This is a genomic window from Phenylobacterium sp. (genome assembly GCF_028290885.1).
Lineage (GTDB): Bacteria > Pseudomonadota > Alphaproteobacteria > Caulobacterales > Caulobacteraceae > Phenylobacterium.
In genome coordinates this window covers 1-14,002 of record NZ_JAQGIZ010000091.1, presented here as the reverse complement: position 1 = coordinate 14,002, position 14,002 = coordinate 1, and the positions used below count along the sequence as shown (strand labels likewise).

Below are 14,002 nucleotides of genomic sequence, written 5' to 3'. Positions count from 1 at the left end.
CAAGGGAAGCGACGTCACAGCCGCAGCCGCGCCATGGAGATGGAGTCGACGTAGGCGCCGGCGCGCCACGAGAAGGCGCGGTGGAGCCCTTCCCGCTCGAAGCCGAACCGCTCGTAGAGCGCGATGGCGCGGGCGTTGTCGGCGTAGACGCTCAGTTCCAGCCGCTTGAGGTTCAGCCAGTCGTCAGCCACCGAAACCACGGCGGCAAACAGTGCGGTCCCGGCCCCGCGGCCGGCATAGGCGTCGTGCACAGCCATTCCGATCGAGGCGGCGTGAGCGCGGCGGGGATTCTCCTCTGGGTGCAGGCCCGCCATGCCGATCACCTTGCCGTCGATCACGGCGACCAGGCGGGTATGGCCAGGCGGGGACGCCGTCAAACGCTTCTGGCGGGCCTCCAGCGAGGTGTAGGGCAGCTGGAGGGTGTTGGCGTAGGCCAAGGGCTGGTTCCAGGCCTCGGTCAGGTCAGGCAGGTCCGCGGGCTCCAGCGCGCGGATCAGGATGTCGGTCTTGGGTGGCGGGTCCATGATCGGTCTCCGTTGGCGGGACGGACGGGGACCAAAAGAAAAGCCCCGTCCGGATCCGGCGGGGCTGGTGTGGCGGTCTGTGCTTCAGGTGGGTCTGTTAGCGCACGACGTCCTTCACCGGCCCGCCAGAAGCGGTCCGCGTGATAAGTACGAAGGTCATGAGCGTCGCGCGCATGCGGCGTGCATAAACCGTTAGCCGAAGCTTGGCAAAGCCCACTGCATGATCCCGGTCACCGACACCCTCGCCATCGAAGACGACGAGATCAGCGAGAAGTTCGTGCGCGCGTCGGGCCCTGGCGGCCAGCACGTCAACACCTCAAGCTCGGCGGTGGAACTGCGGTTCGACGCGCGCAACTCCCCCTCCCTGCCCGACGACGTGAAGCACCGCCTGGAGCGCGTGGCCGGCAGCCGGATGAACCAGGAGGGCGTGATCGTGATCTTCGCCCAGAGCCACCGCAGCCAGGAGATGAACCGCCAGGACGCCCGCGCGCGGCTGATCGACCTGATCGAACAGGCGACGCACAAGCCCAAGCCGCGCAAGAAGACCCGGCCCACCTACGCGTCCAAGCTGAAGCGCCTGGAGGGCAAGTCGAAGCGGTCGGGGGTGAAGGCCATGCGGGGAAGGCCGGGGCGGGAGGATTGAGCCCCTGGCGCGATTTCGCCGCATTGGCCTATATGCTCGCCGCCATGGCCGATCGCGCTCCTCTCCTCGCCGCCGCCGCCCTTCTGGGCCTGCTCACCGCCTGCGCGCCGATCTATGGCCCGCCGCCGCCCGGACGCATGGCGAGCCTGCCGGCTGACGACAGCTTCCGGGCCGGCGACTTCGCCTGGTCCAAGGCGCCCGGCCATAACACCCTGGTCGGCGCCCTGGTCTTCCACAGCGGGGCCGTCCGCTACACCTGCGCCGGGGCGACCGTGGTGCTGACGCCGGAGACGCCGTGGTCACGCAGGCGGATGATGGTGCTCTACAGGTCCGACCAGCGCTCGGCGCTGCCGACCGAGGAGGTCCGCAGCCGCACCGCCCAGGCGCCTCCGGGCGATTCCAACCCCTATGTGAAGCGCGCGACCTGCGACAGCTCCGACCACGTCAGCTTCTCCGGCCTGCCGGACGGGGCCTGGTATGTGGTCACCCTCGCCAAGCCCGCGCCCGGCCATAGCGGCCAGAGCCTGGCCATGATGCGCCGCGTGGTTACTCGCGGCGGCCGGGCGACGACCTTCGAGTTCTAGGCGCGCTCCCCTCCCCCGAACTTTCACGCGAACCGCAACGCTCCATCCGCGTTTTCCTGCGTCGGGACAAAAAACGGAGGAATGTTTCCTATGCGTAAGCTGATGTTCGCCGGTCTTGCCGCGGCCATGTTGGTCGGCTCGGCCGGCGCCAGTTCCGCCCAGCCGGTCGTCGTCGAACGCTACGGCCACTGGGAACCGGCGTGGGGCGCTGCGCCGCCGCCGCCGCTGCGCCGCTGGCACAACTGGCGCGGCCACGAGGCGAACTGGTACGGCCACGTGCACAACTGCATGGTGCGCTACCACGGCTATGACGCCCGTCGCGATATGTACCGCGAAGGCCGCCGCTGGGTCAGTTGCCGCGACTGATCGCGCTGAAAGCAGCGTTCAAGGGGCCCCGGTTCGCGCCGGGGCCTTTTTCTTTGCCGTTTCAGTCACTTGACGCCGGGTCAGGAGGTCGTCCGCCACGCCAGGGCAAGCTGCGCGCTAGGAACCGAGTTTGCCGACGAACGCTATCCCCCGCCTGGGATGCCTCGAATTGGAGGTTGTTATGCGTAAGTTGCTTGTCGCCGCTGCGGCCGGCGCCTCGGTCTTGAGCGGCGCGATGATCGCCCAGGCTGTGCAAGCGCAGCCCTACGGCTACTACCCGCCGGCCGGCGCCTACTACGCGCCCGCCTACCGTTACGACAGCTATGGCCGGCGCTACTTCGAGGACCGCTACGGCCGGCACTACGTCGACGCCGCGCCGCGCTCTGACTACGACGACGCCCCGGCCGGCCTGGCCGGCGCCCTGATCGGCTCGGTGATGGGCGGCGTGCCCTACGACCGCTACGGCGCCGACCCCAACGGCATGATCGCCCGCGACGGCCACCGCCTCAAATGCAAGCTGACGGACGACTATGACGGCCGCTACGGCCGCTACACGACCCACCGGGTCTGCTACTAGTCGCGACCGTCGCTAGCCGACGCGAAGACGCCCGCCGGGAGACCGGCGGGCGTTTCGCTAGTGCACCTTCGCCCGGTCGATGATCAGGCCGTCCTCGCCGGCGGTGACGTCGATGACCGCGCCGTCCTCCAGCTCGCCGGCCAGCAGCTTTCGGGCGATGGGATCGACCAGCTCCTTCTGGATCACCCGCTTCAGCGGGCGGGCGCCGTAGACCGGGTCGTAGCCGCGCTCGGCCAGCCAATGGGTGGCGGCCGCATCGAGGGCGATCGACATCCGCCGGTCGGCGAGCAGCTTCTCCACCCGCTGCAGCTGGATGCGGACGATATCGTCCATCGCGTGACGGCCCAGCCGCTTGAAGAGGATGATTTCGTCGATGCGGTTCATGAACTCCGGCCGGAAGTGGCGGCGGACCACGTCCATCACCGAGGCGCGCGCGGCCTCCACGTCCTCGCCCTCGTCGAGGGTGGCGAGGAATTCGGAGCCCATGTTCGAGGTCATGACGATGAGGGTGTTACGGAAGTCGACCGTGCGGCCCTGGCCGTCGGTGAGCCGGCCGTCGTCCAGCACCTGCAACAGCACGTTGAAGACGTCGGGATGGGCCTTCTCGACCTCGTCGAACAGCACCACCTGGTAGGGCCGGCGGCGCACCGCCTCGGTCAGCGCCCCGCCCTCGTCGTAGCCGACGTAGCCGGGGGGCGCGCCGATCATCCGGCTCACCGAGTGCTTCTCCATGTACTCGCTCATGTCCAGGCGGGTGATGGCGTGCTCGTCGGCGAACATGAACTCAGCCAGCGCCTTGGTCAGCTCGGTCTTGCCGACGCCGGTGGGGCCCAGGAACAGGAACGAGCCGATCGGCCGGTTGGGGTCCTGCAGGCCGGCGCGGGCGCGGCGCACCGCGTCGGAGACCGCCAGCAGCGCCTCCTCCTGGCCGACCACGCGCTGGCGCAGCGCGTCTTCCATCTTCAGCAGCTTCTCGCGCTCGCCCTCCAGCATCTTTTCGACCGGCACCCCGGTCCAGCGGGAGACCACCGCGGCGATCTGCTCGGCGTCGACCACCTCGGGGGAGACCGCGTCCTGGTCGGCCTTGGATTCTTCCTCGGCCAGGCGCTTTTCCAGCGTCGGGATTTCGCCATAGGCGATCTCCGAGGCGCGCTGCAGGTCGCCGCGGCGCTGGGCGGTGATCAGTTCGGCGCGCAGACGCTCGAGCGCCTCGCGGGTCTGGGCGGCGGAGGAGACCTTCTCCTTTTCCGAGCGCCAGCGGGCGGTCATCTCTGCGGACTGGGCTTCCAGCTCGTCGAGCTCGTCCTCCAGCTTCTCGAGCCGGGCCCTGGAGGCGGCGTCGGTCTCCTTGGTGAGCGCCTCGCGCTCGATCTTCAGCTGCACGATGCGCCGGTCGATCTCGTCCAGCTCCTCGGGCTTGGAATCGACGGCCATGCGCACCCGGCTGCCGGCCTCGTCCATCAGGTCGATGGCCTTGTCGGGCAGGAAGCGGTCGGCGATGTAGCGGTGGGAGAGGGTCGCGGCGGCCACGATGGCGCTGTCGGAGATGCGCACCCCGTGGTGCAGCTCGTACTTCTCCTTCAGGCCGCGCAGGATGGAGATGGTGTCCTCCACCGTCGGCTCGCTGACGAACACCGGCTGGAACCGGCGGGCCAGGGCGGCGTCCTTCTCGACGTTCTTGCGGTACTCATCGAGGGTGGTCGCGCCCACGCAGTGCAGCTCGCCGCGGGCCAGCGCCGGCTTGAGCAGGTTGGAGGCGTCCATGGCCCCTTCGCTCTTCCCGGCGCCGACCAGGGTGTGCATCTCGTCGATGAACAGGATGATCGAGCCTTCGGCGGCGGTGACTTCGTTCAGGACGGCCTTCAGCCGCTCCTCGAACTCGCCGCGGTACTTCGCGCCGGCGATCAGCGAGCCCATGTCGAGCGCCATCAGCTGCTTGTCCTTCAGGCCCTCGGGCACGTCACCATTGACGATGCGCAGCGCCAGGCCCTCGACGATGGCGGTCTTGCCGACGCCGGGTTCGCCGATCAGGACGGGATTGTTCTTGGTGCGGCGGGAGAGCACCTGGATGGTGCGGCGAATCTCCTCGTCGCGGCCGATCACCGGGTCGAGCTTGCCGTCGCGGGCGGCCTGGGTGAGGTCGCGGGCGTAGCGCTTGAGCGCATCGTAGCCCTCCTCGGCCGACGCGCTGTCGGCCGTCTTGCCCTTGCGCATGGCGGCGGCGGCGGACTCCAACGCTCTCGCGGATACGCCGGCGTCCTTCAACGCCTTGCCGGCGTCGCCGCCTTCCTTGGCGATGGCGATCAGCAGGCGCTCGGTGGTGACGAAGGCGTCGCCGGCCTGCTTGGCGCCGGCCTCGGCGTCGGCGAACACCCGCGCCAGCTCGGGCTTCATATAGAGCTGGCCCGAGCCGCCCTCGACCTTGGGTATCTTGCCAAGCGCAGTGTCGACCGCCTGGTCGGCTTCGTCGGGCCGCCCGCCGGCGCTCTGGATCAGCGCGCGCGACAGCCCGTCCTTTTCCTCGAGCAGCACCTTCAGGAGGTGTTCCGGCGTGAGCTGCTGGTGGCCGCGGGCCAGCGCCAGGCTCTGCGCCGACTGGATCGCCTGTTTGGCGCGGTCGGAATAGACGTCGATGTTCATTGGGTCCCCTCAGGTAGGCGAATAGGCAGGACCGCCTCATCAAGCACAGTCCAGCCTCCTGCGATGTAGTGTTGCGGATAGGCCACACAACCCCCGGACTCCGCACCCTGCGGCCCTCCGCGTCCAGGCTTGCCGTGAATGTCGGTCTCACGCCTCTTCAACCGGGCGCCGCCGCCACCATCTGCGCAGCGCCGGGGGTCCGATGGTTGTGCACAGGAGCCTCGAAATGCGTGCCGTCCGCACCCTCGCCCTTTCGGGAGCGGCCGCCGCCGCCCTCGCGTCGCAAGCCCACGCCGGCGGCTTCTACCTTCAGGAGCAGTCGGTGCGCGGCACGGGCCGCGCCTATTCCGGCGAGGTCGCCGACCAGGGGCCGGAGTCGCTGTGGTGGAACCCGGCGGCGATCGCCCGCTCGCCGCGCGAGGCCTATGTCGGCGCGAGCGCGATCTTCGTCCAGTCGAAGGTCGAGAACACCGGCTCGACCATCACCTACCCCGGCGGCGTGACCCTGCCGGTGGGCGGTGAGGTGGCGGGGTACAATCCGATCCAGAACGGCGCGGTCCCCAGCTTCGCCGTCTCGACGCCGATCGGGGACCGCTTCGCCGTGGGCCTGTCGCTCGCCGCGCCCTACAACTTCACCACCAGGTACAGCCGCCAGGCCTGGGCCCGCTACGACGCGCTGGACTCGCGCCTGACCACCGCGGACCTGCAGCTCACCGGCGCGATGAAGGTCACCGACTGGCTCGACCTCGGGGTCGGCGTCGACGCCCAGTATACTGACGCCAAGCTGCAAACCGCCCAGCCGAACCTGTCGCCGGCCCTGCCCGACGGGATCTCGCAGCTCAGCGGCAGCGGCTGGAACTATGGCTGGACGGTGGGCGCCCAGGCGCATTTCGACCGGCTGTCCCTGGGCGCCAGCTATCGCTCGGCCATGGATCACGACCTCAGCGGACGGGTGTTCGTCGGCGGGCTGCTGGGCCCGCTGGCGGCCGGCAACACCGATGCCTCAGGGTCGGCCAGCTTCACCACGCCATGGATCGCGACGGTCGGCGCCCGCTACCGCGTCACCGACAAGCTGACCCTCGACGCCCAGGCCCAGCGATTCGGCTGGAGCGAGTTCAACGCCATACGGGTCCAGACCGGCGGGACCACCCAGGTCCTGGCGCAGGGCTATAAGGACACCACCTCCGGCGGGGTCGGCGCCGACTATGCGGTGAACGATCGTCTGACCCTGCGCGCCGGCGTCCAGTACGACCCGACGCCGACGCCGGACGCCGCGCGCACCGCCCGCGTGCCGGACGGCGACCGCTGGCTCTACGCGGTCGGCGCAACCGGGCGCTTAAGCGAGCGCACCCAGATCGACGCCGGCCTCACCTACATCGATTTCGCCAACAGCGACGTCCACCACGACACCATCTTCTACCCAGGCACGCCGGCCGCGATCACCACCGCCTTGCGCGGCAGTGTCAAAGGCCAGGGCTATGTGATGGCCGTGGGCCTGCGGACCCAGTTCTAGCGGGCTCAGTTCAACTGGGACTTCTTCGGCGGCTCGGGCGGCATGGGCGCCACGGGCACGCCGTCGTCGATGAGCTCGCGGACCTCGCCGGCGGTCGCCTGGCCGTAGATGCCGCGGTCCTCGGAGCGGCCCTCGTGGATGGCGCGGGCTTCGGTCGCGAAGGCGTCGCCGACGTCGTCGAAGTTCTCCTCCACGTGCCGGCGGATGCGGCCCATGGCCTCCATCATCATTGACTGTGTTTGGGCCTGGGTCTGAGCCGGCGACGGCTCCTGCGCGCGGCGCTTCGTGCCGGCGACGGCGGGAGCCATGATCGCCTTGCGCACCGCCTTGGAGGCGCACACCGGGCATTCGATCAGGCCGCCCGCCTGCTGGTCGTCGAAGTCGGCGGAGGCCCCGAACCAGCCCTCGAACTCATGCTCGCGGTCGCAGACCAGGGCGTAGCGGATCATGCGCGCACCCCCTCTTGCCCAAGAACCCGGGGGGCGGCGAACGCCCGGGCGTTTGCGAGCACGGGGATGGCGGCGCGGGCCCTGGCGGCGGCGGTAAGGTCGAGATCGGCGATCAGCACGCCCGGCTCGTCGTGGTCCAGCTGCGCCAGCACCTCGCCCCACGGCGCGACCACGATCGAGTGGCCATAGGTGCCGCGGCCGTCCTCGTGGCGGCCGCCCTGGGCCGGGGCGAGCACGAAGGCGCCGGTCTCGATGGCCCGGGCGCGCATCAGCACCTCCCAGTGGGCCGCGCCGGTCGGCCGCGTGAAGGCCGAGGGGATGGTCATCACCTCGGCGCCGGCCAGCGCCAGCGCGCGGTAGAGCGCCGGGAAGCGCAGGTCGTAGCAGACGGTCATGCCGAGCCGGAGCTCGCCCGCCCGGGCGGTGACGGCCCGGTCGCCCGGCTCATAGGTCGCCGATTCCCGCGAGCTCTCGCCGGTCGGCAGGTCGACGTCGAACATATGCAGCTTGTCGTAGGTCGCCGTGACCGCCCCCTGCGGCGACACCAGCACCGAGCGGTTGGCCGCCTTGCCGTCCTCGCGCTCGACCAGGGCCGAGCCGATCAGCAGCCAGACGCCGAGGTCCTTGGCCGCCTGGCGCAGACCGGTGACCACCACGTCCTCCTCTAGGGATTTCAGCATCGGCAGCAGGGCCGCGCGGTCCTTCTGCAGGACGTTGGTCCCCTCGGGCGTGGCGATGAACTTCGCGCCCTGCCCGGCCGCGTCGCGGACCATCGGCAGCACGTGCGCCAAGGCGGCCTGCGGCGTGGCCGGCGTACGGGTCTGGATGAGGGCGATCTTGGTCATCGGGGCAACCTACTCTTCCCCCGGCACGGGGGAAGTGGCCCGACAGCCGCTTGGCTGGAGGGTCGATGGGGGAAGTCGGAGGGAAAAGGCCACTTCCCCCATTGTCGGCCGGGCTTCGCCCATTGCCGACATTTCCCCCGTACCGGGGGAAGGCAAAATTAAGCCGCGGCCTGCAGCAGGGGGTCGAGCTTTCCGGCGCGGTCGAGGGCGACCAGGTCGTCGCAGCCGCCGATGTGCATGTCGCCCACGAAGATCTGCGGGAAGGTGGCGCGGCCCGAGCGGCGCATCATCTCCTGGCGCTTTTCCGGATCGAAGCCGGCGTCGATCTCGGTGAAGTCCACGCCCTTCTGTTCGAGCAGGGACAGCGCCCGCACGCAGTAGGAGCAGTAGGGCTTGGTGTAGATGGTGACGTGGGACATGCGGTTCTAACTCGATACCTGTCGCGGAAGCTTCATATAGTGAGTCTGGACATCTCTTTAACGCGGGCGACCACTGCGACATCCACGCGCACCGCGCCGGCGGCCTTCAGCGCGCGTGCGCAGCCCTCGGCGGTGGCGCCGGTGGTCATCACGTCGTCGATCAGCAGGATGCGCTTGCCGGCCACCTGACCGGCGCGCCTGGCCGGGACCTCGAAGGCGCCGGCGACGTTGCGGCGGCGGCCGGCGCCGGACTTGCCCCCTTGTGTGGCGGTGTCGCGGCGGCGGATGAGCGCGTCGGGCAGGTAGGGCGCGCCGGCGAGGCGCGAGAGCGGGCGGGCGATCTCGGCGGCCTGGTTGTAGCGGCGGCCGAGCAGGCGCGAGGGATGCAGCGGCACCGGCGCGATGGCGTCGGCCGTCTCCACCAGGTCGCGGGCGGCGCGCGACAGCCAGCGGGCGAACAGCGGGGCGAGGTCCAGCCGGTCGGCGTGCTTCAGCTTCAGGATCGGCTCGCGGGAGGTCTCGTCATAGAGGCAGGCGGCCCGCGCGGCGTCGAAGGCGCGGGGTTTCGCGAGGCAGGCCGCGCAGCGCGAGCCGATGTCGAACTCGAAGGGCGCGCCGCAGCACGTCGTTATGAGTACGGTCGGCTGTGCCTTGAAATCCGGAGGCAAAACAAACACCTGTGACCGCAATGACTGACCCCGCCCAAATCCCCGCATATCTCTACGTCCGTTTCTCCACGCCTCGGCAGGAGAAGGGTTCTTCAAAGGACCGCCAGCTTGAGGACTGTCGTGCGTTCATTGAACGCATGGGTTGGAGCGAAGTCGAAGTCATCGAAGACCTTGGTTGTTCGGCGTGGAAAGGCGTCCACTTGAAGTCCGGAAACCTCGGCAAACTCGCCACCCGAATTTTCGAGGGTGAAATCCCAAGGGGCTCGATTCTGGTGGTCGAAGATTTGGATCGCCTCAGCCGTCAGAAGCCGATGGTAACTCACGCGTGGATTCATCGGGTTTGCGAAGCGGGCGTCAAGATCGCGAGCGTCAAAGGCAACAAGGTTTTTGATGCGGAAAACTTCGACGCCAGCCTGATGGATATGTTCGACGTGCTTTTTCAGGCGGACGCCGCGAACAAGTACGCCGAGAGGCTCAGCCGACTTTCAAAGGCGTCATACGATAGCCGACTGAAGGAAGCCCGCGAGAAGGGCACCGCCGTTCACACGGTCGGCCCGGCATGGCTTCAGGCGGTCGGTAAGCGGCCCAACATCACTTGGCCGCGCATCCCGGCGCGGGTGAAGATCGTCCGCGAAATCTACGACCTGACCGCCGCCGGACAGCCGCCGTGGGGCATTGCCAAGATGTTCAACCAGCGGGGGGAACTGAGCTTCACGGGCAAGGCGTGGGAGCGGACGGCCATCGTACGAATCCTCCGCAACCGCGCCGTTGAAGGCGACCGCGCCGTTGGCGAAGGCAAGAACAGCAAGCCGACAGGCGAGGTGCTGCTCGGGTACTACGGCGATCCAATCGTGCCTCTCGATGTCATCGCCGCCGCCCGCGCCATGCTGGACCGGCGGCGCCGAGGCAAGGGCCGCAACTCCGGCGCCGTGAACAATCTTTTCGGGCAGAAACTCCGCTGCGGACAATGCGGTGGGCGGATGATGTTGGGCGGTTATCGGAGCAACTTTCTCACCTGCTACGACGCCAGCCGGGGTAATGGTTGCGACCACACGGATACCTTCAAATATCGGCCCTTCGAAGCCGAGGCGCTGGAGACAATCCTCCCCATCGCGCTTGATGAGCGCTATTTCAGGCAGGCCAAGAAATCGAACTATCTGGGGCTTGAGATCGCCACCGTCGAAAAGGACATCCGCGACAAACAGGCGGAAGCCAAACGGCTCGTGAGCCTTCTCCAGCGGAACGAGAGCCCCACGACCGAGGCCGCGCTTGTGGAATTGGAGGCCGAGATCGGAAAGCGCAACGCGAGCCTCACGGCCCTCAATACCCAACTCGCCGAGGCGCAGGGGGCCGCCACCGCCGAAGCCCACCTAGAGCGCATGTACGCCGTGAAGGACGCCCTTCGCCATCCGCAGGACGACGTGAGGCTCCCGGCTAGGCTTCGGGTCGCGGAGGCGTTGAGCGCAGTTATCGAGCGGGTCCATTGCACAGCGTGGAGCGCCGATGATCGCGCCTTCTACGTAATCTTCAAGAATCTCAAGATGACCCGTTTCGAGGACGACGGCACAACCACCGACTTCTCCCCGCCCCCGCTGACGCTCAAGGTCGCGGCCTAGAGAACCGTCGATTCGGCGGCGTGCCTGAGAGTCGTCGCCCTGCCCTGGTGGCACTGGTGGCGCCCGCCTGCCTCAGCGTCCGGTGACGCCCGCCACGCCCGCCGTGCGCATCACCCCTCGCAGCGATTTGGCGGCGGCGGCGTGCGGGCCGAGCCCAACCACCTGACCACCCCCGGCGCCGACGCCGGCCCGCCTCGCGCAAGGCTATCGGACCTCGGGCTTAGAGGTTCTCAGCAGTATTCGTATCTCCGGCACTCGCCGTTGCTTAGCGATTTCTTGACGCGACGGCCTTTTCGTGCGATAAGAACGGAATACTTAAATCTCTCCCACACTCTAGCGCGGGGCGCGACAGCAACGGAGCTTCAATAATGGATAAATGAAAAATGCGCGATCCGAAATCATTGCATGCGAAAATACTCGAACGCCTGAAGCATCTCGCGGCAACCCGGCCGGACCTTGGCCTGGACCCGAACGAGGGAAAGCTTAGCTCCCTGACCTTCATGATGAACGGTGACTATCGCCTGAACGCTGACGGCGAGGTGGAGTGTTTAAGCGGCGCGAAGTCTATTGCCGACGAACTCTGTTTCTATGCCGAAAAAGCACCCTACGCGTTTCTATCACGCGAAGAGCCGGCCAAGACTGAGACGCCCGCGTTGCCGAAGCCGCTCAATAGCGAGGAGAGGGCGAAGGGGCGTCTTGAGGAATCCAACAAGAAACTAGCTGAAGACCTCCTGAAGGAAACGGAAGTTAAGAAAATGGCGGAGCGCGCGGCGATAACAATGCTGTTGAAGGGGGACTCCGATGACCGGTAACGAAGAAATCCCCTCGGGGATGCTTTGGTGTTTTGAGGACTTTTGTCATCGTCTCCCTGGCGTTTCGCTTAGGGCACTCACCAATTTGTCAAACAACGGCGGGTTTGTGCCATTTTGTAGATTCACGCCGCATGGAAAACCTTGGTGGAATTCAAGGCAGGTCGATTCCTACATCCGCGAGAAGATGAGCCTTGTTGCTTCGGTTGGGGGCGACGGTGCGTGACCTCGACCCCCGCGCCGTCACCGCCTACCTCGAATCCGGTATCGACGCCTTGGCGAAAACTTGGAAGGCCGAGATCGTGGCGCTGGATGACGGAACGCCGCTGGCGTTGCGCATCGTTTTCGAGGGGCGGGAGAAAGTGGTTCCGATCAAGCTGACAAGACGAAGTTTGACGCTCGGCGAAGAGACCATCATCGGCCTCGGAAACTATAGTTCGAGCGAGACCATGATCCGCGCGGTGGCCGTGCAGATTGCTCAATTCGCCGGGGACATTCGCCCGCTTTTACTTCTCTGAGCCGCGCCGTAGCACCGACGAACTAGCTCTCGCCGCCGCCGACCCGGCAGCGACAGGGGCGGCGCGCGCCGGGCCGAACACAGGCTAGGCCCGGCGCGTGTCCGTTCAAAAGAGCTGCGTACACGGGTTCGCTGGGCCGCCGACTGAGGCCGCTGGCGGGCGCCGCCGGGGGTGATGCAGGCTCCGCAAGGAAAAGGCCGCCTCGCAGTCAGCGTTCCGCAACATTCACGATCCGCGTTGTCTTCAGATAGTAAGTGTTGCCAGCTAGAATGGCCTAAATCGTGGGACCTTATCCTAGACTTGACTTAATCCGTCCGTCCGCACATAAAAAATGCCCCGCCGACGTTGGTAGCGTCGGACGGGGCGTAATTGAGATTGACAACAATGTCCCTACACGACGACCTGACTAGCGTCAACGAATCACTGATCCTGCGCCCAAAGCGCGAGCCATGGCCTTCGTCCGACTCTCCCGTTTGGCTGACAACAGACAAAAGCCGTTTCGCGCGCGCCATTCTTCCATCTATGGTCAGCGTCAATTATATAAATCCAGCGTCTGACATTCTGGAGTGGACAGGACAGACGGACGAATATTTCAAAATCCCGGGGGACGACGAACTTATCTGTCCATTGAATGATGACGGTCAGATTCTTTTCTTTCATACCATACGCCCTCCGAGCGGAAAACATCACGACGACCCAGAGATCGAAGGCTTCTGCGAGCCCACGGCCATTCTTCGGCACAAGACTGGCGCCCGGATACTCGTGTGGACGCTCACCGAGGCGGTCCCCATCTCCGAGATGGCATTGTCGATTGGCAATCGCATCGGATGGATATTTGACGATGGCGGCTCGACCGTACCCCTACCCGGGGACGACCACTGGCAGCTTGTCTCTTGCGCTTCGGAACGGCGCTACACCCTGGCGCAGCTAAAGGACGCGCTGGACAAGGCCCCAGTGGTGGCGACGCCGATCTCCCTGCCAGAGCCAGTCTTCGGCAAGCTCGCGTGGGTCGATTTCCGGGGACGCAAATTCTTCGGCTCGGTGGACGACAAGGGCGTTGGAACGCCACTTGTCGCGCCTTTCGCGGTCGTGGGCGCCGCCCGCTATCCGGACCGGGAAAACCTCCGCGACGTGGCAGTCGGCTTCGACAATGAGGTTGGGGAACGAGAGGTGGTGCGCATCCCCGCCGATGATATCCCCGCCCGCGATAAGGTGATCGGCTTGCTGCGGGGGCGCGGCTTGATTTTCGCGCACGCTAAGGACGGGGCAGCGCTCGTGCATCAGCTCCTTATGGGGACGCAGCCGCCGCCGACGACCGTCTACGACCGCCCCGGCTGGGTTCCTGGCGGCGGCTTCCTTATGCCCTCTGGCGTCGTCGTGGGAGCCGATCCCGCGCGGGTTGGGCTGTCGGATCGGGTGCGGATCAACGCGCCCGCGACGGCTGGGACTTTCGAGGGCTGGCGGGCAGGCGCCGAGGTCGCGTGGACTTCAGAGAGCCTGTCGCTTAAGGCCGCCCTGGCGGCAGGGTTCGCGGGGCCACTCCTAGCGCTGGCGGGGCGCGGGACACTGGTCCTGGCGCTCACGGGGACCACATCACAAGGTAAGACGTGGCGCCAAAAAGTGAGCGTCGCGGTGTCCGGCCCGCCAAAGGAGGGGGTCGGACAGATGCGGTCCCTCAACTCGACAGAGAACGCCCTTGAGGCGCCGCTCGCGCGAGGAAGCGCGACGATCACCGCCTTCGACGAGACCCACTTCACTGACCCCGCCACGGTTCAGCGCTTGGTCTTCCTTGCGGCGGGGGGACTTGGGAAGGCTCGCCTCGCTCGCGACG

At 67.0% G+C, this 14,002-nt stretch carries 15 protein-coding genes; 9 read left to right on the top strand and 6 right to left on the bottom strand.

Annotated elements, in window-relative coordinates:
- Window positions 1-14: 14 nt before the first annotated feature.
- Window positions 15-524 carry a GNAT family N-acetyltransferase gene (locus JWP28_RS06735; protein ID WP_299541375.1) on the bottom strand — a complete coding sequence of 170 codons (510 nt, stop codon included), beginning with the start codon at window positions 522-524 and terminating at the stop codon, window positions 15-17.
- Between the two features lie 220 nt (window positions 525-744).
- Between JWP28_RS06735 and arfB the strand changes: the two genes are divergently transcribed.
- The 4 genes from arfB to JWP28_RS06715 all read left to right on the top strand — a co-directional run bounded on the left by arfB (window position 745) and on the right by JWP28_RS06715 (window position 2,694).
- Window positions 745-1,167: an alternative ribosome rescue aminoacyl-tRNA hydrolase ArfB gene (gene arfB, locus JWP28_RS06730; protein ID WP_299541373.1), complete on the top strand. Its 423-nt coding sequence runs from the start codon at window positions 745-747 to the stop codon at window positions 1,165-1,167.
- Window positions 1,164-1,751 carry a hypothetical protein gene (locus tag JWP28_RS06725; protein ID WP_299541371.1) on the top strand — a complete coding sequence of 196 codons (588 nt, stop codon included), beginning with the start codon at window positions 1,164-1,166 and terminating at the stop codon, window positions 1,749-1,751. Before arfB ends, JWP28_RS06725 begins: the two co-directional genes overlap by 4 nt.
- Window positions 1,752-1,841: 90 nt before the next feature.
- On the top strand, window positions 1,842-2,117 hold the full coding sequence (locus JWP28_RS06720) for a hypothetical protein (RefSeq protein WP_299541369.1): 276 nt from the start codon (window positions 1,842-1,844) through the stop codon (window positions 2,115-2,117).
- 181 nt (window positions 2,118-2,298) lie between these two features.
- Window positions 2,299-2,694 (top strand): hypothetical protein, encoded by a 396-nt coding sequence (locus JWP28_RS06715; protein ID WP_299541367.1) that lies wholly within the window; start codon window positions 2,299-2,301, stop codon window positions 2,692-2,694.
- A 57-nt stretch (window positions 2,695-2,751) separates the two neighbouring features.
- On the opposite strand, the gene clpB is transcribed toward JWP28_RS06715, so the two are convergent.
- A complete protein-coding gene (clpB, locus tag JWP28_RS06710; RefSeq protein WP_299541365.1) occupies window positions 2,752-5,334 on the bottom strand; it encodes an ATP-dependent chaperone ClpB in 2,583 nt (860 codons plus the stop codon).
- 226 nt (window positions 5,335-5,560) lie between these two features.
- On the opposite strand from clpB, the gene JWP28_RS06705 reads away from it, so the two are divergent.
- Window positions 5,561-6,847: an outer membrane protein transport protein gene (locus tag JWP28_RS06705; RefSeq protein WP_299541363.1), complete on the top strand. Its 1,287-nt coding sequence runs from the start codon at window positions 5,561-5,563 to the stop codon at window positions 6,845-6,847.
- Between the two features lie 5 nt (window positions 6,848-6,852).
- Here JWP28_RS06705 and JWP28_RS06700 read toward each other — a convergent pair whose 3' ends face one another.
- From JWP28_RS06700 to JWP28_RS06685, 4 genes are all read right to left on the bottom strand, one after another.
- Complete coding sequence (locus tag JWP28_RS06700; RefSeq protein WP_299541361.1) at window positions 6,853-7,296, bottom strand: DUF1178 family protein; 444 nt, start codon at window positions 7,294-7,296, stop codon at window positions 6,853-6,855.
- Window positions 7,293-8,141: a carbon-nitrogen hydrolase family protein gene (locus JWP28_RS06695; protein WP_299541359.1), complete on the bottom strand. Its 849-nt coding sequence runs from the start codon at window positions 8,139-8,141 to the stop codon at window positions 7,293-7,295. The genes JWP28_RS06700 and JWP28_RS06695 overlap by 4 nt, the downstream gene beginning before the upstream one ends.
- A 158-nt stretch (window positions 8,142-8,299) precedes the next feature.
- Window positions 8,300-8,560: a glutaredoxin 3 gene (grxC, locus tag JWP28_RS06690; RefSeq protein ID WP_299541357.1), complete on the bottom strand. Its 261-nt coding sequence runs from the start codon at window positions 8,558-8,560 to the stop codon at window positions 8,300-8,302.
- Between the two features lie 32 nt (window positions 8,561-8,592).
- Window positions 8,593-9,192 (bottom strand): ComF family protein, encoded by a 600-nt coding sequence (locus tag JWP28_RS06685; protein WP_299541411.1) that lies wholly within the window; start codon window positions 9,190-9,192, stop codon window positions 8,593-8,595.
- A gap of 56 nt (window positions 9,193-9,248) precedes the next feature.
- Here JWP28_RS06685 and JWP28_RS06680 point away from each other — a divergent pair, with 56 nt between their 5' ends.
- From JWP28_RS06680 to JWP28_RS06665, 4 genes are all read left to right on the top strand, one after another.
- On the top strand, window positions 9,249-10,844 hold the full coding sequence (locus JWP28_RS06680) for a recombinase family protein (protein WP_299541355.1): 1,596 nt from the start codon (window positions 9,249-9,251) through the stop codon (window positions 10,842-10,844).
- A gap of 383 nt (window positions 10,845-11,227) precedes the next feature.
- A complete protein-coding gene (locus JWP28_RS06675) occupies window positions 11,228-11,656 on the top strand; it encodes a hypothetical protein (protein WP_299541353.1) in 429 nt (142 codons plus the stop codon).
- A gap of 215 nt (window positions 11,657-11,871) precedes the next feature.
- On the top strand, window positions 11,872-12,171 hold the full coding sequence (locus tag JWP28_RS06670; protein ID WP_299541351.1) for a hypothetical protein: 300 nt from the start codon (window positions 11,872-11,874) through the stop codon (window positions 12,169-12,171).
- Window positions 12,172-12,555: 384 nt separating this feature from the next.
- Window positions 12,556-14,002 (top strand): DUF927 domain-containing protein (locus JWP28_RS06665; protein ID WP_299541349.1); only part of this gene is annotated, 1,447 nt, incomplete at its 3' end.